A 23,957-nucleotide genomic window follows, 5' to 3' on the forward strand; every position below is an offset into this window, starting at 1 on the left:
GGCCTACGGCGCGTAGGCGAGCGCGAGAATTTCGATCGGGTGGCTCACCGCTTTCCGGTCATCGCCGTGCGTAATCCCCGATTCGGCACCGACACGTTCCATGCCCTGAACGATGTGATCGCGTGCAAGCGGACATTCGGAAACGACAAACTCCGTGCCGTTTTCTTTCGCCTGGCGGGCGACAGGACGGCCGACCTTCAGGGCCACTTCGAAGTTTTCCTTCATGATTCCCCAAGAGCCGCCGTGACCGGAGCAGCGCTCGATCACCTCGATCTTGGTATCGGGCAGCAACTTCAGCATCTCTGCCGCCTTCTGCCCCATGTTCTGCGCCCGGGCGTGACAAGCAATGTGCACGGTAACGCCGCCACGAACCGGTTTCATTCCGCCCGCAAGACCTTCTTTGCGATGAATGTCGACGATGTATTCGGCGGCATCGAAGGTCGCGCGACTGAGTAAGGCAATATTCTCGTCTTCTGGTTCGATTAGCGGCCACTCGAATTTCATCATCAGGCTGCACGAGGGAACCAGCGTAATCACATCGTATCCCTTATCGATCCACGGGCGAAGATCCATGGCCGTTTGCCGTGCGCCTTCGGCCACGCGCGCAAGATCGCCATACTCGAGCTGGGGCATACCGCAGCATCGTGGATAGACCACCTCGCATTCGACGCCATTTCGCGCCAGCACCTTGCGCGCTGCCGCCCCGATCGTCGGATTGTTGTAGTTGGCGAAGCACGTGGCGTAGAGGACGGCTTTGCGGCCAAAGGCGGGGGCCAGACGGTTGATGTCGATCGGGCGGGCGTGCGCCTGGGCAACCAGGGTCTTGCCGGAATACTTGGGCAAGGACGCGTCTCGGTGAATGCCGGCGACGGCCTCCATCACCGGTCTGGTCAAATTGTTTCCACAGCGGGTCGCCCAGTTGGCGATCGGCGCGACCGGTGCAGCGAGCTTGCCGTTGCGATCCGTTTCCGTGAGTTGCTTCTTCACGAAGGACAGGCCCTTCGCGCGAAATTCGGCGGCACGATACCGCAACATCAGGTGCGGAAAATCGAGGTCGAACTCGTGCGGTGGGACGTAAGGGCATTTTGTCATAAAGCAGAGGTCGCACAAGGTGCACGCGTCGACTACCTGCTTGAAGTCGGCGCTGGCGACACCCTCGACTTCCCCGGAGTCAGCCGCATCCACGAGGTCGAACAAGCGAGGAAAGCTATCGCACAAATTGAAGCAGCGACGGCAGCCGTGACAAATGTCGAAAACCCGTCGGAGTTCGACATCGATCTTGTCGGCATCATAGAAATCGTCATCGCGCCAGGGAATGGGATGCCTAGTTGGTGCTTCGAGGCTACCTTCGCGCATAAGCCGCTTCCTTGACTTTTCTTCCGGGCGCGGCGTCGTGCTCGCGATGTCGGCGCCGATCGAACACGAAACAGGCCGTAGGGAGCCCGTCCTAGGCCCCCTGCGACCGGTAACGCTTAGCTGAGGGTATCGAACGCCTTCTGGAACCGGCCGGCGTGCGATTTTTCGGCCTTTGCCAGCGTCTCGAACCAGTCCGCGACTTCGTCGAACCCTTCGTCGCGCGCCGTCTTGGCCATACCCGGGTACATGTCGGTGTACTCGTGCGTCTCACCGGCAATCGCGGCCTTCAGATTGAGCCCCGTACCGCCGATCGGCAGACCGGTCGCGGGATCGCCGACCTTTTCGAGAAAATCGAGATGGCCGTGCGCATGTCCCGTCTCGCCTTCCGCTGTCGAGCGGAACACGGCGGCGACGTCGTTGTAGCCCTCGACATCGGCCTTTTGCGCGAAATACAGATAGCGACGATTGGCTTGCGATTCGCCGGCGAACGCGGCCTTCAGGTTGTCTTCAGTTTTCGAGCCCTTGAGATCAGGCATGACGTCTCTCCTCCAATGCGGAACGCGCGCCAAGGCAACCGCGCTCGCAGTGATCACGATCTGACCAAACAGATATTAGGTCGCGCGGGCGTTCTGTCAACGAGCGTTTAAGAATTCTAAAAAGACAAATAACCCGTTAATTACTCTTATTATTCGCATTCACCGCCAAGCGCACGATGACGTCCACCCGCTCCACCCGCATCCCCTGAGGCGTTGGCGGCAGTTCCGAAACCAGCACCTTCTCCGCCGGGATATCTTCGATGCGACCCGATTGTTCGAAAAAAAAGTGATGATGCTCGTTCGTGTTGGTATCGAAGTAGCAGCGCGCCGCGTCGACGATAATCTCGCGCAGCAATCCCGCCTCGACGAACTGATGCAGCGTATTGTAGACAGTGGCTAACGAGACCCCGATCTTCGCCGCAATGGCTTCGTCGTGCAGGCTCTCCGCCGTGACGTGACGGTCGCCGTGTTCGAACAGAAGGCGCGCGAGAGCGAGACGCTGACGCGTCGGTCGCAAGTCGGCGTGACGCAGCAGATCGATAACGCGGCTGAAGGGTCTGGACATGCTCATACGTCCTCATATGGCCCTTTGGCACCGAGGATCGCAAGAGTATCAGAGTCTTCCCACGACGGAACGCCGTCTCCTTCGTGGAACGTGGCCAATCCGCATCACTCGCCGCGGCTCAACGCCGCGCGCTCGCCGAGGGCCGGCCCGGCGTCAATCAGTCACCGGTCAGAATGCGGTCCACAAGCTGCCCAACGCTCGGCACGAAGCCATCGCGATAAAAAGGATCCGAACCGAAACGAAAGGCGTTGTGACCGGCGAACATCAGGTTGTTGTCGACATCCCCCTCGTGGGCGATCGCTTGCAGGGTCTTTTGAATGCAGAACGATCGGGGATCGGCGATTTTTCCGGTCGTTCCCTCCTCGTTTTCCGCCCAGTTCGAAAACCGGCATGCGGACAAGCAGCCCATGCAGGATTGCTGATCGAAACGGATCGTCAATGACTTTTCGGGCGTAACGAAAATCAACGTCGAATCCGGCGTCCGCATCGCCTCGACGAATCCTTCGCTCGTCCACGCTTGCGCTCGTTGTTTGTCGGCCGGCGTGACATAGACGACTCGTCCACGCGCACCGATCGGCAGACGCTCGGTATGCTCCCCCACCGGCTCGCGTGTGTAGGCGACCTGGCGCTCGTTGCGCTGGGCCAGCTCGATCAGGAAAGGATTTTTCACCGCCGATGAGTAAAAGCCCGTCGGGCTGAACCGGTTGAGCAGGATATCGCCAGGCTCAAGCGTCAGAAGCCGTTGCTTCCATTCGTCCGGCACCGGGCTTTCCCGAGTCACCAGAGGGCGGGTGCCAAACTGAAAGGCGATCGGCCCGAGATCGGGATTATCGATCCAATCCTTCCATTCGCGCAGATACCACACCCCCCCCGCCATGAAAATCGGCACATCACCCAGGCCATGCATGCGCATTTCCGTGCGCAACGCCCGAACCCGCGGCAATGGCGCCTCCGGTGCAGTCGGATCTTCGGAGTTACTCAAGCCATTATGACCGCCGGCGAGCCAGGGATCTTCGTAGACGACCCCCCCCAAGGTCTGGCGGAAGCGGCTGTAGGATCGCTTCCACAGCGCCCGGAAGGCGCGAGCCGACGAGACGATGGGATAACAACACACACTGAACTGCGCTGCGATTTCCGCCAGCCGGTAGGGCATCCCGGCACCGCAGGTGATCCCGTGAATCAGCCCCTTGGCCCCCTCGAGGATGCCGTGAAGGATGTGCGGCGTCGCCGCCGCCTCCCACAGCACATTCATATGCAGGCGCCCTCGGCCGCCTGAGGTCTCATAGGCCTGGCGCGCCTGGGCAATGCCGCCGCGAATGGCAAACGCCACAAGCTCCTCGTATCGCTCGCGTCGCGTGCGCCCATGGTAGATTTGCGCGATTATCTTCCCTTCGTCATCGAACGCATCGGCGTTGACGCCCGAAAACGTCCCGACACACCCCGCTGCGGCGAATGCCCCGGCGCTCCGCCCGTTCGACACAGCCACGCCTTTGCCACCTTCAACGATCGGCAGCACCTCACGCCCGGATATGGTTAACGCCTGTAACAGGTTGGCCTCTCTTGCGCCCGACTACAGCTCGCCGCGCACGCCGCGCGCTCGCCGACACTCAACTTCTAAGGATGATATATAGAGGATTCTGGCAAAGGCGACTCCGCCGCAAGCGATTTGCGGGCGGAATCGTCTTTAAGCCGAACCGACGACGCACCGGCAGGCGCGCGGTCTGTCCACATTTCGCAGGCGCCAGAAATCACGCCCTGGCACACTGAGCCTAGCGGCGTGCTCGCTTTCCTTATCCGGCGACTTTAGCCGTCGCCGCATCGGAAAGATCTTCGCCCGTCTTTTGATCGACGGCACGCATCGAAAGCTTGATCTTCCCGCGGTCGTCGATGCCGATGAGCTTAACCTTGACGCTGTCGCCGACGTGGACAACGTCCCCCACCTTGCCGACCCGTTCGCGGGAAAGCTCGCTAATGTGCACCAGCCCATCGCGGTTGCCGAGGAAATTGACGAAGGCGCCGAAGTCGACGATCTTCACGACCTTGCCGGTATAGATCATGCCCGGTTCCGGCTCGGCCGCGATCGAGCGGATCCAGTCAATGGCCGCGTTTGCCGCCTTCTGATCAACCGCGGCCACCTTTACCGTGCCGTCGTCTTCCAGATCCACGCGCGCTCCGGTGACCTCGCAAATCTCGCGAATCACTTTTCCGCCGGGCCCGATGACTTCGCGGATTTTCTCCTTATTGATGTGGATCACGGTAATCCGCGGCGCCATCTGGCTGAGAGCCTCACGCGCTGTCGTAATTCCGTTCGCCATCTCCCCGAGAATGTGCCGGCGACCGTCCCGCGCCTGATCGAGCGCCGTCTGCATGATCGATTCGGTGATCGACGTGATCTTGATGTCCATCTGCAGGGCGGTAACCCCGCGATCCGTCCCGGCCACCTTGAAATCCATATCGCCGAGATGGTCCTCGTCGCCGAGGATATCGGACAGCACGACGAAATCGTCCTTATCCTTGATCAGTCCCATCGCGATGCCAGCGACCGCCTGCGATAGCGGAACGCCCGCGTCCATCAGCGAAAGAGACGCCCCGCAGACGGTTGCCATGGACGAGGACCCGTTGGATTCGGTGATCTCGGAGACAACGCGAATGGTGTAGGGGAAGTCGGTCTTGCTTGGCATCACCGCATGGATCGCGCGCCAAGCCAGCTTGCCATGTCCGATTTCGCGGCGACCGGTGAAGCCGAACCGTCCGGCCTCTCCGACCGAATACGGCGGAAAATTATAGTGCAGCAGGAAGTTCTCGCGGAACTCGCCGGCAAGGGCGTCGATGATCTGCTCGTCCTGCCCGGTTCCGAGCGTGGTGATGACCAGCGCCTGCGTCTCTCCCCGGGTAAACAGGGCACTGCCGTGGGCGCGGGGCAATAATCCCACCTCGACCGCGATCGGCCGGATCGCCCGCGAATCCCGCCCGTCGATCCGGCGACCCTCGGTCAGGATACGCCGGCGAACGATGTTCTTTTCCGCGCTTTTGAACACCTCGTCAAAGCGCTCGAGGACCAACGCCTGATCCAGTGTCTCGTCGCTCGACAGTGCCAGATAAACGCGCTCTTTCACGGCCGCGACCTTATCGCGGCGCGTCCCCTTATGGGTTTCCGTGTACGCGTCGGACAACTCGACTTCCACCGCCGAGTGAACGCGCTCAGCCAGGGATGCGAGGCCATCGGGGACGGGTGGCAGATCCAGGGGGTCCCGGGCGCATGCTTCGGCGAGATCGATGATCGCGTCGATCACCGGCTGAAAGCTGCGATGACCAAACATCACCGCTCCCAGCATGACCTCCTCGGACAGTTCCTTTGCCTCGGATTCGACCATCAGCACGCCTTCGCGCGTACCAGCGACGACGAGGTCCAAATCACTGCTGGCGAGCTGATCAAGCTGCGGATTTAAGACGTATTCGCCGTTTATGTAGCCAACCCGGCATCCGGCAACCGGCCCGAGGAACGGCACGCCCGACAAGGTCAGGGCAGCCGACGTTCCGATCAGCGCAACAATGTCCGGATCGTTCTCAAGGTCGTGGCTTAAAACGGTGCAGATGACTTGCGTTTCGTTCCGGTATCCCTTCGCGAATAACGGGCGAATCGGCCGGTCGATCAGTCGCGATGTGAGGATCTCTTTCTCCGCAGGGCGACCTTCGCGCTTGAAAAACCCCCCGGGTATCTTGCCCGCCGCGAAGCTCTTCTCCTGGTAGTGCACCGAGAGGGGAAAGAAATCGAGCCCGGCTTTCGGAGATTTCTCATAAACGACCGTACAGAGGACCTTGGTCTCGCCAATGGTCGCCATGACGGCACCATCGGCCTGCCGCGCTATTTTGCCGCTTTCGAGCACGAGCGGCTGGCCGCCCCACTCGATGACCTTGCGGAATTCCTTGAACATGCAGTCCTTCCTTCAAATTTGGGGCGGACACCCGCCGCGTCGTGAACTCGCTGGCGGATGTCGGCGCGCATCGACGGCGGGGCGGCTAACGCCGCAGTCCCAACCGTTCGACGAGGCGCTCGTAGCGCCCCTTTTCCTTAGTCTTGAGATATTGGAGCAATCGACGGCGCTGGCCGACCATCATCAACAGCCCACGCCGCGAGTGGAAATCCTTCTTGTGCGCCTTTAGGTGCTCGGTTAGATTGCGAATCCGTTCGCTCAAAATCGCCACTTGTACTTCTGGTGAGCCCGTGTCGTTTTCCAGAGTGGCGTATTCCTTGATCACTTCTTGTTTTCGATCTGCGGTGATCGACATCTGATACTCCGTGGTCAGAGATTCAAGACACGTAACGGCCTGATCTCCCCGCCCTTGATCTGGGCCAGCGCCACCGGTTGTCCCCTCGCCATCGCACATACAACAGCGTCTCTGGAGACTTCAGTGAGAGGAGACCGGCTCGTGACAGGCAGCACCGCGATCGGCTGCCCTCGCTGGAGGCTCTTGGCCTCCGTTTCGGTAAGATTGAGCGCCGGGATGCCGGCCAGCGCCAAACCTACCGGAAGCACATGATCATCCAGATCGGCACTATGCCCCAAGGTCTCGATGTTTTCCAGGGATATTGCCTCGCGCTCGGAAAACGGCCCGACACTGAGGCGACGCAAGGCTGTCACGTGACCAACGGTCCCCAGCGCGAGACCGAGGTCGCGGGCAAGGGCACGCATGTAAACACCTTTCCCGGCTTCGACCTCGAATGTCGCATGATCATCGTCCGAGCGGTCGACCAACTCGATCCGCAGGACCGTCACTTCACGCGCCGGCAAGGCTGCCGGCCGATCCGAGCGCGCCAGCGCGTAAGCGCGCTCGCCGGAAACCTTGATCGCCGAGAACGTCGGCGGAATCTGGCTAATTTCGCCTTGGAAGTGCGGCAAGATGGCCTCGATCGCTGCAACGTCGGGACGAACGTCACTGATCGCCGTCACTTCGCCTTCGGTATCATCGGTGTTGCGCTGCTCGCCCCATTTCACCGTAAATCGGTAGAGCTTGCGCCCGTCAACGACATAGCGGACGGTTTTCGTCGCCTCGCCCAGCGCCAACGGCAGGATCCCGGTCGCTAGTGGGTCGAGCGTGCCGCCGTGGCCGGCCTTGGCCGCGCCGGTTGCGCGGCGAACTCGACTCACGACCGCAGCCGAACTGATACCCGCGGGCTTGTCCACAACCAGCCAGCCGTTGATCCGCCTGCCCTTCATCCGCTCGCCCACGCTATCGTTCCTCATTGCTTTCACTAAGGTCATCGTCTGGCGCCAGGTCGGCGGCAACATCGGGACTGCGCAGTGCGCGCCCGATACGATCCGCCTCGTCGAACGTCCGGTCGACGCGGAAGGCCAAGTCGGGAACATAGCGGAGGCGCATGCTCTGCCCGATTCGTCGGCGCAGAAAACCGCGCGCCCTCGTCAAGGCTGTCGCGATCTCATCGGCATTTACCCCGCCGAGGGGCAGGATAAAAACCGTCGCCCGACGCAAATCCGGGCTAATTCGAACTTCAGTCACGGTAATGGAAACGCCGGCGAATGCCGGATCTCGGATCTCGCCGCGCTCAAAAACCCAGGCGAGCGCGTGTCGAAGCTCTTCGCCGACGCGAAGCTGCCGCTGGCCTGCGGGAATATTGTCTTTAGACATGGCGACGCGCGCGCAATCTTAACGATACAAAGACGGTTGTCAGAGTTGCTGCGCGATCTCTTCCAATTCAAAGCACTCGACTTTATCGCCGGTCTGAATGTCCTGAAAGTTGGCAAGGGCAATGCCGCATTCAAACCCTTCCCGCACCTCGCGAACATCGTCCTTGAAATGCTTGAGTTTGCCCAGCGCGCCTTCATGGATCACCACGTTGTCGCGCAGCAGCCGGACCTTACCTCCGCGCCGGACAATACCCTCGATGACACGGCAACCTGCGATCTTCCCGACCTTGGAGATATTAAACACCTCGCGAATCTCGGCATAGCCAAGGATGGTCTCGCGCAAGATTGGTGAAAGCATACCGGAAAGGATGGCTCTTACATCGTCGGCGAGTTCATAAATAATTGAATAGTAACGGACTTCTACTCCGTCACGCTTCGCCAACTCGCGCGCTTGCGGGTTCGCGCGCACGTTGAATCCGATAATGAGTGCATCCGACGCCCGCGCCAGACCGACATCGGTCTCGTTGATACCGCCGACGCCCGAATGCAAGACGGAAACCTTGACCTGATCCGTTCCCATTTTATCGAGGGCGGTGACGATCGCCTCGGCGGAACCGTGGACGTCGGCCTTAATCACCACCGGCAAGGCCTTGGCCTCGCCCTGCTGGATGCGGCTGAACAGTTGTTCAAACGTGCCGCGTCCGACCGATGTCCGGGCATCGCGCGTCCGTTGTTGCCGGAACTCCGTGACCTCCCTGGCGCGCGCTTCGCTGCCGACCACGCTCAGATCGTCTCCTGCCGCCGGCGTCCCGTTCAATCCCAAGATCTCCACGGGCATGCTGGGACCAGCCTCGCTGACCGAAGCACCGGATGCGTCCGTAAGTCCGCGCACCCGTCCCCACTCGCTGCCGGCGACGAAGATGTCGCCGACCCGAAGGGTACCGCGCTGCACGAGAACGGTGGCAACGGTGCCACGACCACGTTCGACTTTCGTCTCGATGATGACGCCTTCCGCCGGGCGCTCGGGATTGGCCCTGAGGTCAAGCAATTCGGATTGCAGCAAGATAGCGTCGGCGAGCTTGTCGAGGTTCAAGTGCTCCTTCGCCGAAACCTCAACCGAGAGAACGTCACCGCCCATCTCTTCGACCTGAATACTGTATTGCAAGAGCTCCGTGCGGACACGCTGCGGATTGGCGTCGGGGCGGTCGATCTTGTTGATCGCAACGATCAACGGCACACCCGCAGCCTTGGCGTGATTGATCGCCTCGACGGTCTGCGGCATGACGCCATCATCGGCCGCCACGACCAGCACGACGATATCGGTTGCCTCGGCGCCACGCGCGCGCATCTGCGTAAAAGCCGCGTGACCCGGCGTATCGATGAACGTGATCTTGTCGCCACCAGACAGGGTGACTTGATAGGCTCCGATGTGCTGGGTGATCCCGCCAGCCTCGTGCTGGGCAATGTCCGTCTTGCGCAACGCGTCGAGCAGAGATGTCTTGCCGTGATCGACATGCCCCATGACCGTGACGACGGGTGGCCGCTTTTGCAGATCCTGGGCGTCGTCGACTTCGCCCTTCAAGCCGATTTCGACGTCCGCGGCGCTCACCCGCCGCACGTTGTGACCAAACTCGACCGCCAGCAACTCCGCGGTGTCAGCATCGATGGTATGGTTGATGGTTGCCATCACCCCCATTTTCATCAACGATTTGATGACGTCCGCCGAGCGCTCCGCCATTCGATTGGCAAGTTCTTGGACGGTCATCGTTTCCGGAATGATCACGTCCCGGACGACCTTGTGCGTCTCCGCCCGCATCTGCATCTGCTTTTGACGTTCGCGCTCGCGGGCGCGGCGCACCGAGGCGAGACTGCGGATCCGCTCGCCGGCATCCTCGAGCGCCACCGAGACATTGATCTTGCCCGACCGCCGGGATCCGGCGTCCTGGCGCGGACCTTCGGGTCGGCGTGCCTCCGGACGCGCGGGCGCTCGCCGGGCGCGAGCCTGCTCCTCCGCACTCGCCGGACGTGAGCCCGGCGCCGCAGGCTGAGGCGCCTCCGCGCCGGCCCCGTCGGTCGCCGCTGCGTCCGTCACCTCTGTCTTCGCTTCGGTGGTCGGCGCCGCCTCGCTGGACGCGTCGTCCGGCACCGCCACCACGTCAGCCTCGCTCGCCCCTTGCACGAGGGGTGAGGCTGCGGCGGCGGCGCTATCGCCGGAACGCCCCGTTTCCGCCGTCTCCTCGCCAGGAGGCAGCTCGGACACCGCGATCGACTCCTGTTCGCCGACGTCCGGTATCGAGACTTCGGTTGCCGCCGCATCGACGTCAGCCGGCCCCTCATCAACCCGTCCCTCGGCGGGCTGTTCCCCGGCAGTCTGTTCCCCGGCAGTCTGTTCCCCGGCAGGCTGTGCTTCGACAAGCTGTTCCGCGACGCTGGCGCTTTCAGCGATGTCCTCGACTTCAACGGATTCAGCGACCGGCTCCGGCGGAGCGGCGAGGCGCTCCTCCTCCGCCTTGATCGCATCTTGAAGCGCGCGGACCCGTGCCGCCTTTTCCTGATTGGTCAGGCCGACAGCGGCGCCGTCCCGCGGCCGGCCGTCTGGGCGCGCCGTACCGGCGAATGGCCCGTTGCGATCGGCTCCGCGCTGGACTTCCGACATCCGGCCACGCGAATCGGGCGTGTAGGTTCTCTTCTTTCGAACCTCGACCGTAACCATCTTCGAGCGGCCGTGCGCAAAGCTCTGGCGCACTTGCCCGGTTTCCACCGTCTTTTTCAATTCAAGCTTCCGGGGCCGGCCGACCGGGCCCTGCTTTTTCGTGTCTCGGTCCTCGGTATCGGTCATTGCTCATTCACGTCGAGTGGCTTTGTCCGGCACCCCGGACAATTGGGTTTCGTTCGGTGTTCGCCCCACGCAGTCCCGCAAGCCGCAGAGCCTCGCGGGAAAAGCGTTCGGCGAGAGCGCCGGCAAGGATTATGCCGTGAACCGCACGGTCGCGCCCCAATGCCTGGCCCAACTCGTCGGCGCTGAGCGCGACGATCACGGGCATACCGCAGGAAAGGGCGCGAAGCGACTGGCATTCGCCCGGCGCTCCGTCGCTAGCCTCGATCAGGTATCCGCGCTTGCCGGCGCCCAGCCAGTCGCGCACCTTTTGCAGGCCGAAGACAGCTTGCCCCGCCCGCAAAGCAAGACCGATCAGATCACGGCAGCGCCGCAGCAACTGCGTTTCAACCTGGAGCTCCAGGCTGTCCGGAATCCGGACCGCTGCCCGCGCTGCGCGCGCGAATAGCCGCCGCCGAAGCGCCATTTCGAACGCGGCCGCATCGGCGCTAATCCACAGACCTCGCCCGGGCAGACGCTCGTCGATATCGGGAACAATCTCGCCCTCCGGTCCAACAACAAAGCGCACAAGTTTCGCCCGATCAACGACGGCGCCGCTCGCCAAGCAGCGCCGCAGACGATTTGCGGGCGAATTGGGGATGTCCGTCGTCGGCGTATCGCTCAATTCGTTCACCGCTCCTGCGAATCGTCCGCAGGATTGGCGCCAGCAGCGGTGCCCGCTAATTCGTCCGTCTCCGGCTCCTCGCTCTCGTACCAGTGCGCTCTCGCGGCCATGATGATGTCGTTGGCGCGTTCCAGCGTCAGTGTTCCTTGCGGCACAATATCCAGCAGTTCGTCACCGGCCAGATCTGCGAGATCGTCGAGGGTCTTGACCCCCGCTTCGCCCAAAGCGACGAGCATCGCCGGCTTCAGGCCGTTGATGGCGGCGAGGACATCGTCGACGCCGAGTTCATGGCGACGGCGGGTGTAAATCTCGTCGCGTGCGTCAAGGAAGGCGCGCGCACGGTTACGAAGTTCCTCTGCGACCGCAACGTCAAGCCCTTCGACGTCCGCGAGATCGTCAATCGGCACGAACGCAACGTCCTCCACCGAGGTGAAGCCTTCGGTCACCAGCAGGTGTGCGATCACATCGTCGATGTTGAGGGCGTCGATGAAGGTCTGGGATCGCGCACGGAACTCCTCATTCCGGCGGCCGGATTCTTCCTCTTCGGTCAGAATGTCGATGTCCCAGCCAGTCAGCTGGGAAGCAAGTCGCACGTTTTGGCCACGCCGGCCGATCGCAAGGCTCAGCTGGTCGTCTGGCACGACGACTTCGATCCTGTTCGCCTCTTCGTCCAGCACCACCTTGGTCACTTCCGCGGGGGCAAGCGCGTTGACGACGAACGTGGCCGGGTCAGGAGACCATTGGATGATATCGATTTTCTCGCCTTGCAGTTCGCCCACGACGGCCTGGACCCGCGAGCCGCGCATGCCGATGCAAGGCCCGACCGGATCGATTCCGGAATCACGCGAATAGACGGCGATCTTGGCGCGCGAGCCTGGATCGCGCGCGACCGCGCGGATCTCGATCACACCTTCGTAGATTTCCGGCACTTCCTGCGCGAATAGCTTCGCCATGAACTGCGGATGCGTGCGCGACAGGAACACCTGCGGCCCCCGCGGCTCTTCGCGAACGTCCATAATGTAGGCGCGGACACGGTCACCCGTGTTGAAGTGCTCGCGGGGAATGGTTTCTTCCCGGCGCAAGAGCGCTTCGGCGCGGCCGAGATCGACGATGACATTCCCGAATTCCACGCGCTTGGCGAGGCCGTTGACGATATCGGCGATTCGATCTTTGAATTCGTCGTACTGCCGCCGACGTTCCGCCTCGCGGACCTTGTGAACGATGACCTGTTTCGCCGTTTGCGCGGCAATCCGCCCAAAATCGATTGGCGGCAACGGATCGACGATGAACTCGCCGATCTCAATGCCCGGCGACTTGCGCCGACCAGCGTCAAGCAGGATTTGCGTTGCTTCGTTTTCGATCGCTTCCACCACCTCGATATATCGCGCCAGCGATATCTCGCCGGAATTGCGATCGATATGGGCACGGATGTCGTGGTCGTGACCATACTTCGAGCGGCCCGCTTTCTGGATCGCCTGCTCCATCGCCTCGAGCACTTCCTCGCGGTCGATGCTCTTGTCGCGCGCGACGGTTTCTGCGACCTGCAGCAGTTCCGGGCGCGCCGAGACGGCGCTGGTTTCCGTCGGCACTCTGCTATTCATCGTAACGATGTGCTTCTCCGTCTCGCATCATGCGCTTCAATGTTGCACGTGAGCCGCCAGGAGCTCGTCGGTCAGCAACAGTTTTGCGCGCTGAATATCCGCAAACGGGACGAGAACATCCGTCCCTTCAACAGCCAAGGCCACCATCTCGCCTTGCGTTCCGCGAAGGCGCCCGCTGAAGCGGCGGCGTCCCTCGATTGAGCGCGCGAGCTCAACGCGGGCATCGAAGCCCGCAAATCGATCAAAGTCCGCGAGCGATACCAATGGCCGATCGATACCAGGCGAACTAACCTCCAACGTATAGGCCGAGCCGATCGGATCGTCCACATCAAGAACTGCGGAGAGCGCCCGACTCAATTCTGCGCAGTCATCCACCATCATCGCCTGTCCGTCCGCGCGCTCCGCCATGATCTGCAGCCGCAACCGCTGTTTGCCCGTGATCTGAACCCGCACCAGCGAATATCCCATGGCGGTGACGGTCGGCAGCACCACGGTAGCGATGCGTTCAGCCAACTCCACGGCTGCCACTCCTGACCCATTGCGCGCGCGCAAGCCCGCGCTTCAAACAAAAAAGGCGAGCCCAAGGCCCACCTCGTGCGTTCTGGCTGAATGTCCAGCCCTGCATGCATCCGTCACGTAACGCTCGGCGCGCCCCTCGCCCGATCGTATATAACCCGGCGCACGCAGCGCACAAGGGGTTTTTACCGCAACGGAACCGCGGGGACGGTCGCTCGACGAAGAAACGACAAATACACGCATCGTTCTCCGCGCGCCTGAGCTTTGGCCTCGTAGCGGGTCGTTTCCCACCCTTGTGGTTGCTCTCGCCAGTCAGCCGGACGACGCGCCAGCCAGCTGAAGTCCGAATTCGCGGTCACGCAGTTCAGCGCCCAGCGGGCGTAGTCCATATTGTCGGTCGCGAACAGCAAGACGCCGCCGTCGATCAGAATCCGGGCGAGGTGCCGGACGATATCGGGCTGGATCAGTCGGCGGCGATGGTGTCGCTTCTTTGGCCACGGATCGGGAAAAAGAATGAACACGCGGGCAATCGTTGCCGGGCGCAGGCGATCGAGCAACAGACGGGCATCGTCAGCGAAAACGCGGATATGGCCCAGCGCCATCGCCTCCGCTCGCGATACGAGCGCCGCGACGCCGTTCACGTACGGCTCGCAGCCAATAAATCCGACGTCTGGCCGCGCTTGCGCCCGCTTTATGAGGTGTTCCCCGGCCCCAAAGCCGATCTCGAGCCAAACTTCGGATTTGGCACGGGGAAACAGCGTGGCGGGCTCAATGAGCGCACCATCATCGGCGAGTTCGATCGATCGGGCGGGGAGCCGCTCGAGAAGGGCCGCACGCCGGTTCGGACGCAGTGGTCGGCTTAAGCGCCGCCCGTAGAATTGGGTGTGGAACGGCCTCGCCGTACCGTCGGGTTCGAGGGTCACGTCGCGCCGAATTCCCTCCGCAAAGGGGCCACCAGATCGGTCTTTTCCCACGAGAACCCGCCATCCGCCTCGGGTTCCCGGCCAAAGTGACCGTAAGACGAGGTTCGCACATAGATGGGCCGGTTGAGCTGCAAATGGGCTCTTATGCCGCGCGGCGACAGATCCATGAGCTGTTGCAACACGGATGAAAGTCTTTCCTCATCGACCTGCCCGGTGCCGTGGGTATCGACGTACACCGACAACGGCCGCGAGACTCCGATCGCGTACGAGAGCTGGATCGTGCAGCGATCGGCGAAACCGGCGGCAACGACGTTCTTCGCCAGATAGCGCGCGGCATAGGCCGCCGAGCGATCAACCTTGGTCGGATCCTTGCCGGAGAAGGCGCCCCCGCCGTGGGGCGCCGCGCCACCGTAGGTATCGACGATGATCTTGCGTCCGGTCAGTCCGGCGTCGCCGTCCGGCCCACCGATGACAAACCGCCCCGTCGGGTTGACGTAGAAATGTTCCTCATCGCACATCCAGCCGCTTGGCAAGGTGTTGACGACGTGAGGGCGCACGATCTCACGGACATCTTCGACATTGAGCTTTTCGGCGTGCTGCGTGGAGACGACGATCGCGCTCGCACCCACGGGCCTGCCGTCAACGTAGCGCAACGTCACCTGGCTCTTCGCATCGGGACCAAGACCAGGCTCGGCGCCGGAGTGACGTGCCCGCGCCAGCGAACTCAGGACGGCGTGGGCGTAAAAGATCGGTGCCGGCATCAGCACCTCGGTCTCGCGACACGCGTACCCGAACATGATGCCCTGATCGCCCGCGCCTTCGTCCTTATTTCCAGCCGCGTCCACACCCACGGCGATGTCCGCCGACTGGGAGTGAATGTGCGAGATGATCTCGGCGTCCTTCCAATGGAATCCGCGCTGCTCGTATCCGATCTCGCGGATGGCCTGCCGGGCGACGTCCTTGAAGCGATCATGGGTCATCGAGTCGGGGCCGCGGACTTCGCCCGCCAGCATGACGAAATTGGTCGTGCACAAGGTCTCGACGGCCACGCGAGAGAACGGATCTTCCGCCAGAAAAGCATCCAGAATGGCATCCGAGATGCGGTCACTCACCTTATCGGGATGACCTTCCGAGACCGACTCGCTGGTAAACACGTAATCCTTCTTCCACACGCGTCTAACCCCTGTCAGGCGTTGGCGAGAATATCGCGCTTCCCGCGCGAAGGCGCAGGCGATGCGATCGGCTGCTCGTACCGAAGCTGGCGGAATTCGATTCAAATTGGAAGGACTGCCGCCCCGCACTGGCAAGCGCACTTCTGCCGCGCGCCACCGCAAGCGTCAAGATGTTACATGAAATGCACTCACCCCGTCGCGGGTGACGGGATCGACCACGACGAACTCAAATGGGCTCCTCGGACGTACCGAGGGATTTTGTCAATTCGAACAGCCGCTTTCGGACCTGCGGGTCCGAAATGCGATAATAGGCGCGCACCAGTTCAAGCGTTTCCCGCTTGGTAAGCGGATCGGGCTCAAGCGATGCCTGGGGTTGATCGGACAAGGACAGAGCGTCGAGCCCATCTCGCGACTTGGCGCGCTCGGCCATGTCGTCGAAGAAAAACGACACGGGAACATCAAGAATACGACTGAACTCGAACAGCCGCGAGGCTCCGATCCGGTTGGCGCCCCGCTCGTATTTCTGAATCTGCTGAAATGTCAGGCCGACGGCCTCTCCGAGCTTCTCTTGGCTGAGCCCCAAAAGCGTTCGGCGGAGGCGAACACGGCTGCCAACGTGAATGTCCACCGGATTTGGGATCCCCGGGGGAGATCGATCCGCCTCGATTGAACTCATGGCCATCCGACCCTTGCGTCTCGCGATCGTCTTTCCGTCAGTCATTTTCTTAATTGCGCTTTCCGAGAGGTAGAGACTCCGAATGAGCCGTGCGAACACCTCCCACAAGGAGAAAGTGAATGGCGAAGTACGACCGCCGCACCCTCATATCTCGACATAATATGCAAATTGCGAGCGTTTCCGCAACATTTGTTCGCGTCTAACCTGTTTTTTGCGACGGTATATATCCACAAATGGGTTATTTACGACGAAATACTAGCATGCCGATCATACCGACAGCCGCTGCCAAGCCAAGTCCTCCCCACACGCCCGTTTCGGCGAATATTGTCGGGCGATCCAAAGGCAACGGCAGCATCCCGTCGACGACTCCTCGTTTTTGTAGGCCAAGTGACGCAACAATGCGGCCGAGCGGATCAATAATTGCCGAGATTCCCGTATTGGCAACCCGCACGACGGGAAGTCCTTCTTCAACCGCGCGCAATCGAGCGGCGACGAGATGCTGGTACGGGCCCGCCGAACGGCCGTACCAGCCGTCATTGGTCAAATTGAGCAGCCACTTCGGCCGCTCCTGCGGATCGGTGACTTCGCCGGGGAAAATGACCTCGTAGCAGATCAAGGCACCCACCGGCGGCAGGCCGGGCAAATGCAACGTGTGGACTCCGTCTCCACGCGAGAGGTCCATCGTTCCGCCAGCAACACTGTCCAGCCCCAGCACGCTGCGCAGCGGCATATATTCACCGAACGGCACCAGATGCGACTTATCATAGGAGCCGACGATCCGGCCGTGCTCATCGATCGCGAGCAAACTATTCCAAACCTGAAAGGGCTCGATCCCGTCGGCGGTCGTTCGCAACGATCCGAGAATGGTCAATCCACCGGGCGGGGTATAGCTGCCCACCAAGCTCAAGCGCTGCGGATCGCGGGAAAGGAGCAACGGCGCCGCAGCCTCCGACCATATCACGTGGGTCGGCGCCGGATTCCCCGGGGCAGCCCCCAATTGCGCCTGTGCGAGCAGATGCGCATCGACGAGGTCACGGCGCCATTTCTGGTTCTGCGGGATATCGCCTTGAACCAGACGCAGATGGACTCCATCGACGGTTCCGACCGTCCCGAACGCGGCGAGGCGGATAACGCCGAACACGAAGAAAACGCACAAAACCGTCGCTGAAACCGCGATCGGCCGCCAACGGGTCCATAAATCCGGCGATGGGTACGCCAGAACCGACGGCATCGCCGCGGCGGCGACGGTGGCCAATCCGAGACCATAAGTTCCGATCACCGATGCCGGCTGCAGCATTGCTTCGGAAAACGCCCACACGCTGCCGATGAGATTCCAGGGAAAGCCGGTCAGGGCCCAACTGCGAACCCACTCCATGATCGTCCACGCCGAGGCCAGCACCAGCACGCGGCCGACACCCGGGCGAGACGCTAGGCGCGTGACCGCGGCGGCGACCGCCGTATTCGGGGTAAGAAGCAGTGCCAAACCGACCGGCGCGACCGGCGCGATCCAGCCAAACTGCTCGGGTTTGGTCAAAAGGGCGTTGGCCACCCAGTATAAGCCGCAGGTAAAATGACCCAGACCGAACCAGAACCCGGTCAGCAGTGCGGCCCGCCAGTGACGGGCACCATCGATCAGCCAGATCAGCCCGACGAATGCCGGCACGAGCGCGGGAAGCACATACAAGGGCGGCATCGCGAGCACAGCGATCGCACCCAGCGCGAATGCCAGCAGCGCCCTTCGCCAGCCGGTAAGGCGGCCGACTTGTATCGCCATGCGATTGACCCGGCGCCACGGCTCGGATTGATCGGCGACGTCGCGGAATTCCGCAGCGGGAACAAAGCTCGTCATCGGCGGCTTTCGCCCGGACTCGCGGCCTGTTCGCTGGATACGCCGTCCGTCGCATCCGGTCTGCGCACCCGTACGCGCTTGATCCGTCGCGGATCGGCCTCGACCACCTCAAACTCCAGCCCCGAGGGATGGTGGATCAATTCGCCGCGGATCGGCACGCGACCGGCCAGCGAGACGACAAGCCCGCCAAGCGTGTCGACCTCTTCGCGTTCCTCGTCGCTCAACGTCACGCCGAGGTGGTCTTCAAGCACTTCCACGGGAGCCCGCGCATCGGCATCGAGCGAACCATCGAGTTCGCTGCGAACTGTCGGCTCGGACTCCTTGTCATGCTCATCGGCGATTTCACCGACGATCTCTTCGACTAAATCTTCGATGGTAATCAGGCCGTCGACCCCACCAAACTCGTCGACGACCAGAGCCATATGGGACCGGCTCGCACGCATCTCCAACAGCAGTTGGAGAACTTCCATCGATGGCGCGACGAACAGGACACGCCGCACCATTTTCGTGAGTTCGAACTGTTCGTCACGCCCGCGCCAAGCCAGGACGTCTTTTATGTGGACCATCCCGATCGCGTCGTCGAGCGACTCCCGATATACCGGCAAACGGGAGTGTCCGCTTTGAGTCATCATAGCGATGACCTCGGCAAGGGATGATTCTCCGTCGATGGCGATAATATCGACGCGCGGGACCATGACATCGCTGATCGAGCGCCCGCGAACATTGAGAATGTTCGAAAGAAGGACACGTTCGTCCTCTCCGAGCAATTCTTCGGCGTCTCCGCTCGCCTCGATCAGATCGTCAAGCGCATCGCGCATCGAGCCCTCGCCATTGCGCACGAGGCCGATTCGGCGCAGCGCGCCGCGAATGATCTTGCTTAATGCCGGATCGTGCCGGGCCGCTGTCGTTCGCGCCGACGAGCGACTGGCGCCGTCGTCCGCCGGGGTGGCGGAGTCGTTCGAGATCATGTCAATTCTCGCCGTCGTCGGCATAGGGATCGTCAATGCCGAGCGAGGAGAGCGCCCGCCGCTCCAACGCTTCCATCTCAATGGCCTGATCTTCGACCTGATGATCAAAGCCAAGAAGGTGCAAGACGCCATGGACGACCAGATGGCTCAGATGGCAGTCGAGCGGCTTGCCCGCGCGCATCGCCTCGTCTGCCGTCGTTTCAAGGGCAATGATGATATCGCCCAGACTCAAGGGCGGCCCGTCGGCGCCGGTCACAACAAGCACGTCGGCGGCAGCGCTCGGGAACGCGAGAACATTCGTCGGCTCGTCGCGTCCGAGGAACTGCCGGTTGAGCGCCTGCACCTGGCCGTCATCGGCGAGAAGCAGACATGCGCCCGGGCGATCTGTCACACCAGCGCCCGCTGTCGCGCTTGGCGCCCGGCGAACGCGCAGGGCTTCGATGAAAGCCGCCGAAGCCGCACGGCGACAGATCACGTCGATGCCGGGAATGCGCTCTTCCCAGCCGCTGGTGTCGATCAGCACGTCGAGGTCAAGGGCGACGGCGTCCACCGTCTCGCCGCTCCAGTTCATATTCTGCGCCCACTTTCATGCGGTCTTCCGCTTGATCGTACGCCCGCACGATGCGGGTTACGAGCGGATGACGCACAACATCGCTTTCGCCGAACTCAACAAAGGCAATTCCATCCACGCCGCCAAGAATCTCAAGCGCCTGCCGCAGTCCGGAACGGGTCCCTTTCGGCAAGTCGACCTGACTGAGGTCTCCGGTTATCACCATCCGGGCGTTTTCGCCGAGCCTGGTGAGAAACATCTTCATTTGCACGGCGGTGGTGTTCTGCGCCTCGTCCAAGATGACGAATGCGTTCGCCAAGGTCCTGCCGCGCATGAAGGCGAGCGGCGCGACCTCGATCTCGCTGCTCTCCAGCCGCTTGATCACCTGCGGGGCCGGCAGCATATCGTAAAGCGCGTCGTAAAGCGGACGCAGGTAGGGGTCCACCTTCTCGCGCATGTTTCCCGGCAGAAACCCGAGTTGCTCCCCGGCCTCGACCGCGGGTCGGGACAAGATGATCCGGTCGACCTCGCCGTTGACTAGGCGCTCGACCGCCTTCGCGACGGCCAGGTAGGTTTTACCGGTCCCCGCCGGGCCGATACCAAAGACAAGGTCATGGTTGTCAATGGCTCGGATGTACGCGCCCTGTGCGCGCGTTCTCGCCGACACCAGCCGCCCGCGGATGAACACTCTCGCCTCGGGTTCGCCTGTGCCACGGTCCGCAGCCTCGGGTCCGTCGCCGGTCGGTTCTTCGGCAGCCATGCGCAAAATCGCATCGACGTCGGCAAGTCGCAAAGAATGCCCCTGCTCGAGACGCGCGTAGAGCCGGTCCAGGACGGCGCCGGCGCGCGCCACGGGATCCGGGAAGCCGCTGATCGTCAAGTGATTGCCGCGCGTATCGATCGACACATCGAGATGCTGTTCGATCCGTGCAAGATGGCTGTGATGCGCTCCGAAGAGCTGCAAAGCGAGCCGGTTATCGTCGAAACGCTTATGGATCGTCACCCGTGCGGGTTGATCGCCGGGCGCGTCGCCCGCCAATTGGCTCACGCGCCCCCGCCCGAAGCAGGAGCGCCGCTCAGGCTGTTCGCGCTCGCGCCGATGATCCGCGCCAGCGTCACAGAACCCAGCAGCGCGGGAGCGGCATCAAGATGGACGGCCTGCATGTAGGGGCTGCGGCCCACGAGTTGTCCCGGCTTGCGGCCGGCGCGATCGAGCAGAATTGGGAGTTCGCGGCCGATGCAGGCCTGATTGAACGCAATCTGCTGCTGGTCCAAGAGCTGCTGAAGGCACGCCAGTCGCTCGTCCTTGACGTGTTTCGGAACGTCCGGCAGGTCCGCCGCCGGCGTTCCCGGCCTCGCGCTGAACTTGAAGGAATAGGCCTGCGCGAAACCGACATCCCGGACGAGACGCATGGTTTCGCTGAAGTCGTCGTCCCGTTCGCCGGGAAATCCGACGATAAAATCCGAACTGAGGGCAATGTCCGGCCGGGCGGCGCGCAGCCGGTCAATCAGCCGGCGATAGTCGTTGGCGCAATGCCGACGGTTCATCGCACGCAAGATTCGGTCGGAACCGGCCTGCACCGGCAGGTGCAGGTAGGGCATGAGTTGCGGAACGTCGCCATGTGCGCTGATCAGATCATCGTCGTGATCGCTGGGATGAGACGTCAAATAACGAATACGCTCGAGTTCATCAATCTCGGCGAGCGCCCGGATCAGCCGCGACAAACGCCATTCCCGGCCATCTGGTGCCTGCCCGTGATAGCTGTTGACATTTTGCCCAAGCAGGGTGATCTCGCGAACGCCGCAGGCGACGTAGCGCCGCGCCTCCTTCATCACCTCGGCAACCGGTCGGGAATATTCGGCGCCGCGCGTGTAAGGAACGACGCAAAACGTGCAGAAACGGTCGCAGCCTTCCTGAACCGTCAGGAATGCGGTACAGGCGCCCGGCTCGACGCTGGCGTCGGGCAGCGAATCAAACTTCGCCTCGGCGGGAAACTCCGTCTCCAGCACTGATCCTGTCGCCCGGTGAACGCGGGCGACGAGTTCTGGCAGATGCTGATAGCTTTGCGGCCCGACGACGACATCGACAAAAGGAGCCCGGCTTATCAGCTCCGCTCCCTCCGCCTGCGCCACGCACCCCGCGACCGCGAGCAGAACCGGCCCGCCATCGCTGGCCGGACGTTGTTTCAGGTGCCGCAGCCGCCCGAGTTCCGAATAGACCTTTTCGGCCGCCTTTTCGCGAATGTGGCAGGTGTTGAGGATGATAAGATCGGCATCTTCCGCCTGCTCCACCGCCACGTAGCCAATTCCCGCCAGAAGATCGGCCATTCGGGCCGAATCATAGGCGTTCATTTGACAACCGTACGTCTTGATATGGAGCTTCTTGGCCAACGCTTCGAAAGCGCAATTATACGGAAGATCCGGGTGCCCTTGCCGTTCGCACGACACGACCGTGTGCTTCTGACTCGTTCAGGGCACGCCCAACCCTAACAGGCCGCGTGCGCGAGTCAAGCCGCGGCTGGAAGTCCGGCAGGGCTATCGCATTTGGCCGATGGTGGATCTGGCGAAGTCGTCGAGCCAGCCGGCGCGTTTTCGCTTGCGGCTGACGGCGAGCTTGGGTCGGGCGGTTTGCAGCAGGTTGAGGGTCAGCCGGCACAGGATGGCGAGGTTTTCCGGGCCGTTGTCGGCGCGGTTGCGGGCGGTGGCAGCACCTTGGGATTAACTTCACTAGGCGCGACTGGCACGGCCGTCGACGGAACGGAGCCTTTCGTCGCACCGGCCGACATACCGCGAACAGAGGCGCCACGGGCGCAGACCCTACCCGGCAGGCTGCGTCGTAACGTCTTAATATAAATCTGATTATTGGCAATTTATTGTAATTACAAGGAAGTAAAATTGACCAGACCGCTTTTAGTTGTTGAAAACATGAACGGATGTACCCATTTAAAGGGAGTCAAATTCCGTGCGGGCAAGGCCGTCATCTCCGGTTGATTCTTCGATCGACTTACGCGCTCCCCAAATTGAATGTTGATTAGGTTGGCACTTTTTGCCAGCCAGCGTTTATGTGGAGCGGCAAAATGTCGATCGGTACAGTAAAATGGTTCAATTCGGCCAAGGGTTTCGGATTCATTCAGCCGGATGACGGATCAAAGGACGTCTTCGTCCATATTTCCGCCGTCGAGCGTTCGAGTCTGAGCAACCTGGGCGAAGGGCAGCGCATTCAGTTCGACCTGGAGCGAGGGCAACAGGGCAAGACTTCGGCCGTCAACTTGCGCGCCGGCTGAGTTTTTCGCGTCTCTGGTGTCATCGTGAGACGACACCAGAGGGTCTGAGCAGCAGGCACGTTACATGCTCGCCGATGGGCCGCGTTCAGGATCGGCGCGGCGGTCCCCTCGCGGGGGTTTAGGACCCCTGTGACGCGTGGTGCGGTCAGGACTCGCTTGGAGGATCGCTCGCCGAGGCGGTACGGCGGCCACTGCCGGCGACCTGCCGGCGACCTGCCGGCGACCTGCCGGCGGCTCGGTAAACATGCGCCCGGCCATATCGTCGGAAACGAACGATGGCGCGGCGATTAAGGGATCAATATCATGGATGTTTCGACCCGATTGCCAACGATGGAAGATGGCGAATTGGCGATTTTGCGCGCAAACGCCGAGCGTCTGATGCGCCGCGGCACTCCGGCCCAGAAGGCTTCCGCCGCCGTGCTCGTCCCGTCGATCATCGCTGAATTGGCTGGCCGCAGTGCCGTTAAGCACGAAAAGGAAACTGCTTCGAGCAAGGCCAGGGTTAGGGCGGTTTTATCCAAGCGCTCCGCGGCGAAAAAACTGACCGAAGCCCCTGCCGATTCAATCGAGGGATCATAAATATGACCATGCACAAGTTCTCGGTGGGACAGACGATCCGGTTTTCTCGTGATGGAACAGGACCTGCGGCGCGGACCGGCAGCTATAAGATCGTCCGTCTGTTACCCGCAGAACACAATGATTGCCAATATCGGATCAAAAGCGTCGACGACGGCCACGAGCGGGTAGTCAAGGAAAGCCAGATCGGCTGAGCTTCGAATATCGCACGTCCGTGACACCATCTAATCTGGGATA

At 61.9% G+C, this 23,957-nt stretch carries 23 protein-coding genes; 3 read left to right on the forward strand and 20 right to left on the reverse strand.

Annotated features, from left to right (window positions below; translation table 11 throughout):
• Window positions 1–3 precede the first annotated feature (3 nt).
• The 20 genes from IPK66_00640 to miaB all read right to left on the reverse strand — a co-directional run bounded on the left by IPK66_00640 (window position 4) and on the right by miaB (window position 22,251).
• Window positions 4–1,356 (reverse strand): glycerol-3-phosphate dehydrogenase, encoded by a 1,353-nt coding sequence (locus IPK66_00640; protein ID MBK8173842.1) that lies wholly within the window; start codon window positions 1,354–1,356, stop codon window positions 4–6.
• A 116-nt stretch (window positions 1,357–1,472) separates the two neighbouring features.
• The gene (locus IPK66_00645) at window positions 1,473–1,892 is read right to left on the reverse strand and encodes a rubrerythrin (protein ID MBK8173843.1); all 420 of its coding nucleotides are present in this window, start codon (window positions 1,890–1,892) and stop codon (window positions 1,473–1,475) included.
• 136 nt (window positions 1,893–2,028) lie between these two features.
• The gene (locus IPK66_00650; protein MBK8173844.1) at window positions 2,029–2,463 is read right to left on the reverse strand and encodes a transcriptional repressor; all 435 of its coding nucleotides are present in this window, start codon (window positions 2,461–2,463) and stop codon (window positions 2,029–2,031) included.
• Between the two features lie 151 nt (window positions 2,464–2,614).
• Window positions 2,615–3,988: a nitronate monooxygenase gene (locus tag IPK66_00655; GenBank protein ID MBK8173845.1), complete on the reverse strand. Its 1,374-nt coding sequence runs from the start codon at window positions 3,986–3,988 to the stop codon at window positions 2,615–2,617.
• A 259-nt stretch (window positions 3,989–4,247) separates the two neighbouring features.
• Window positions 4,248–6,392, reverse strand: coding sequence for a polyribonucleotide nucleotidyltransferase (pnp, locus tag IPK66_00660; protein ID MBK8173846.1), 2,145 nt, complete (start codon window positions 6,390–6,392; stop codon window positions 4,248–4,250).
• 85 nt (window positions 6,393–6,477) lie between these two features.
• Window positions 6,478–6,747, reverse strand: coding sequence for a 30S ribosomal protein S15 (rpsO, locus tag IPK66_00665; protein MBK8173847.1), 270 nt, complete (start codon window positions 6,745–6,747; stop codon window positions 6,478–6,480).
• A gap of 14 nt (window positions 6,748–6,761) precedes the next feature.
• Entirely contained in the window at window positions 6,762–7,688 is a 927-nt protein-coding gene (truB, locus tag IPK66_00670; protein MBK8173848.1) for a tRNA pseudouridine(55) synthase TruB, read from the reverse strand.
• A gap of 1 nt (window position 7,689) precedes the next feature.
• Entirely contained in the window at window positions 7,690–8,106 is a 417-nt protein-coding gene (gene rbfA / locus IPK66_00675) for a 30S ribosome-binding factor RbfA (protein ID MBK8173849.1), read from the reverse strand.
• Window positions 8,107–8,145: 39 nt separating this feature from the next.
• On the reverse strand, window positions 8,146–10,944 hold the full coding sequence (gene infB, locus IPK66_00680) for a translation initiation factor IF-2 (protein ID MBK8173850.1): 2,799 nt from the start codon (window positions 10,942–10,944) through the stop codon (window positions 8,146–8,148).
• Between the two features lie 7 nt (window positions 10,945–10,951).
• A complete protein-coding gene (locus IPK66_00685; GenBank protein MBK8173851.1) occupies window positions 10,952–11,581 on the reverse strand; it encodes an RNA-binding protein in 630 nt (209 codons plus the stop codon).
• Window positions 11,582–11,610: 29 nt separating this feature from the next.
• Window positions 11,611–13,206, reverse strand: coding sequence for a transcription termination/antitermination protein NusA (nusA, locus tag IPK66_00690; protein MBK8173852.1), 1,596 nt, complete (start codon window positions 13,204–13,206; stop codon window positions 11,611–11,613).
• Between the two features lie 36 nt (window positions 13,207–13,242).
• Window positions 13,243–13,725 carry a ribosome maturation factor RimP gene (gene rimP / locus IPK66_00695; protein ID MBK8173853.1) on the reverse strand — a complete coding sequence of 161 codons (483 nt, stop codon included), beginning with the start codon at window positions 13,723–13,725 and terminating at the stop codon, window positions 13,243–13,245.
• A gap of 182 nt (window positions 13,726–13,907) precedes the next feature.
• Window positions 13,908–14,645, reverse strand: coding sequence for a tRNA (guanosine(46)-N7)-methyltransferase TrmB (gene trmB, locus IPK66_00700; GenBank protein ID MBK8173854.1), 738 nt, complete (start codon window positions 14,643–14,645; stop codon window positions 13,908–13,910).
• The gene (locus tag IPK66_00705; protein MBK8173855.1) at window positions 14,642–15,817 is read right to left on the reverse strand and encodes a methionine adenosyltransferase; all 1,176 of its coding nucleotides are present in this window, start codon (window positions 15,815–15,817) and stop codon (window positions 14,642–14,644) included. The genes trmB and IPK66_00705 overlap by 4 nt, the downstream gene beginning before the upstream one ends.
• A 226-nt stretch (window positions 15,818–16,043) precedes the next feature.
• Window positions 16,044–16,499: a helix-turn-helix domain-containing protein gene (locus IPK66_00710; GenBank protein MBK8173856.1), complete on the reverse strand. Its 456-nt coding sequence runs from the start codon at window positions 16,497–16,499 to the stop codon at window positions 16,044–16,046.
• Window positions 16,500–16,731: 232 nt separating this feature from the next.
• Window positions 16,732–18,267 (reverse strand): apolipoprotein N-acyltransferase, encoded by a 1,536-nt coding sequence (gene lnt / locus IPK66_00715; GenBank protein ID MBK8173857.1) that lies wholly within the window; start codon window positions 18,265–18,267, stop codon window positions 16,732–16,734.
• A gap of 71 nt (window positions 18,268–18,338) precedes the next feature.
• Window positions 18,339–19,310: an HlyC/CorC family transporter gene (locus tag IPK66_00720; protein ID MBK8173858.1), complete on the reverse strand. Its 972-nt coding sequence runs from the start codon at window positions 19,308–19,310 to the stop codon at window positions 18,339–18,341.
• Window position 19,311: 1 nt separating this feature from the next.
• Window positions 19,312–19,881, reverse strand: coding sequence for an rRNA maturation RNase YbeY (gene ybeY, locus IPK66_00725; protein ID MBK8173859.1), 570 nt, complete (start codon window positions 19,879–19,881; stop codon window positions 19,312–19,314).
• The gene (locus IPK66_00730; GenBank protein ID MBK8173860.1) at window positions 19,841–20,899 is read right to left on the reverse strand and encodes a PhoH family protein; all 1,059 of its coding nucleotides are present in this window, start codon (window positions 20,897–20,899) and stop codon (window positions 19,841–19,843) included. Before IPK66_00730 ends, ybeY begins: the two co-directional genes overlap by 41 nt.
• 5 nt (window positions 20,900–20,904) lie before the next feature.
• Window positions 20,905–22,251, reverse strand: coding sequence for a tRNA (N6-isopentenyl adenosine(37)-C2)-methylthiotransferase MiaB (gene miaB, locus IPK66_00735; protein MBK8173861.1), 1,347 nt, complete (start codon window positions 22,249–22,251; stop codon window positions 20,905–20,907).
• A 686-nt stretch (window positions 22,252–22,937) separates the two neighbouring features.
• Here miaB and IPK66_00740 point away from each other — a divergent pair.
• From IPK66_00740 to IPK66_00750, 3 genes are all read left to right on the forward strand, one after another.
• The gene (locus tag IPK66_00740) at window positions 22,938–23,144 is read left to right on the forward strand and encodes a cold-shock protein (GenBank protein ID MBK8173862.1); all 207 of its coding nucleotides are present in this window, start codon (window positions 22,938–22,940) and stop codon (window positions 23,142–23,144) included.
• 303 nt (window positions 23,145–23,447) lie between these two features.
• Window positions 23,448–23,723 carry a hypothetical protein gene (locus IPK66_00745; protein MBK8173863.1) on the forward strand — a complete coding sequence of 92 codons (276 nt, stop codon included), beginning with the start codon at window positions 23,448–23,450 and terminating at the stop codon, window positions 23,721–23,723.
• 8 nt (window positions 23,724–23,731) lie between these two features.
• Entirely contained in the window at window positions 23,732–23,914 is a 183-nt protein-coding gene (locus IPK66_00750) for a hypothetical protein (protein ID MBK8173864.1), read from the forward strand.
• The last annotated feature ends 43 nt before the right edge of the window (window positions 23,915–23,957 follow it).

This window comes from Rhodospirillales bacterium (assembly GCA_016712595.1).
Classification (GTDB): domain Bacteria; phylum Pseudomonadota; class Alphaproteobacteria; order Rhodospirillales; family Defluviicoccaceae; genus Defluviicoccus.

Bases quoted from the DNA above. Each gene is read 5' to 3' on its own strand.
- IPK66_00640 (MBK8173842.1), bottom strand. From the start codon at position 1,356: ATGCGCGAAGGTAGCCTCGAAGCACCAACTAGGCATCCCATTCCCTGG.
- IPK66_00645 (MBK8173843.1), bottom strand. From the start codon at position 1,892: ATGCCTGATCTCAAGGGCTCGAAAACTGAAGACAACCTGAAGGCCGCG.
- IPK66_00650 (MBK8173844.1), bottom strand. From the start codon at position 2,463: ATGAGCATGTCCAGACCCTTCAGCCGCGTTATCGATCTGCTGCGTCAC.
- pnp (MBK8173846.1), bottom strand. From the start codon at position 6,392: ATGTTCAAGGAATTCCGCAAGGTCATCGAGTGGGGCGGCCAGCCGCTC.
- rpsO (MBK8173847.1), bottom strand. From the start codon at position 6,747: ATGTCGATCACCGCAGATCGAAAACAAGAAGTGATCAAGGAATACGCC.
- rbfA (MBK8173849.1), bottom strand. From the start codon at position 8,106: ATGTCTAAAGACAATATTCCCGCAGGCCAGCGGCAGCTTCGCGTCGGC.
- infB (MBK8173850.1), bottom strand. From the start codon at position 10,944: ATGACCGATACCGAGGACCGAGACACGAAAAAGCAGGGCCCGGTCGGC.
- nusA (MBK8173852.1), bottom strand. From the start codon at position 13,206: ATGAATAGCAGAGTGCCGACGGAAACCAGCGCCGTCTCGGCGCGCCCG.
- IPK66_00710 (MBK8173856.1), bottom strand. From the start codon at position 16,499: ATGGCCATGAGTTCAATCGAGGCGGATCGATCTCCCCCGGGGATCCCA.
- lnt (MBK8173857.1), bottom strand. From the start codon at position 18,267: ATGGCGATACAAGTCGGCCGCCTTACCGGCTGGCGAAGGGCGCTGCTG.
- IPK66_00720 (MBK8173858.1), bottom strand. From the start codon at position 19,310: ATGATCTCGAACGACTCCGCCACCCCGGCGGACGACGGCGCCAGTCGC.
- ybeY (MBK8173859.1), bottom strand. From the start codon at position 19,881: ATGAACTGGAGCGGCGAGACGGTGGACGCCGTCGCCCTTGACCTCGAC.
- IPK66_00740 (MBK8173862.1), top strand. From the start codon at position 22,938: ATGTCGATCGGTACAGTAAAATGGTTCAATTCGGCCAAGGGTTTCGGA.
- IPK66_00745 (MBK8173863.1), top strand. From the start codon at position 23,448: ATGGATGTTTCGACCCGATTGCCAACGATGGAAGATGGCGAATTGGCG.
- IPK66_00750 (MBK8173864.1), top strand. From the start codon at position 23,732: ATGCACAAGTTCTCGGTGGGACAGACGATCCGGTTTTCTCGTGATGGA.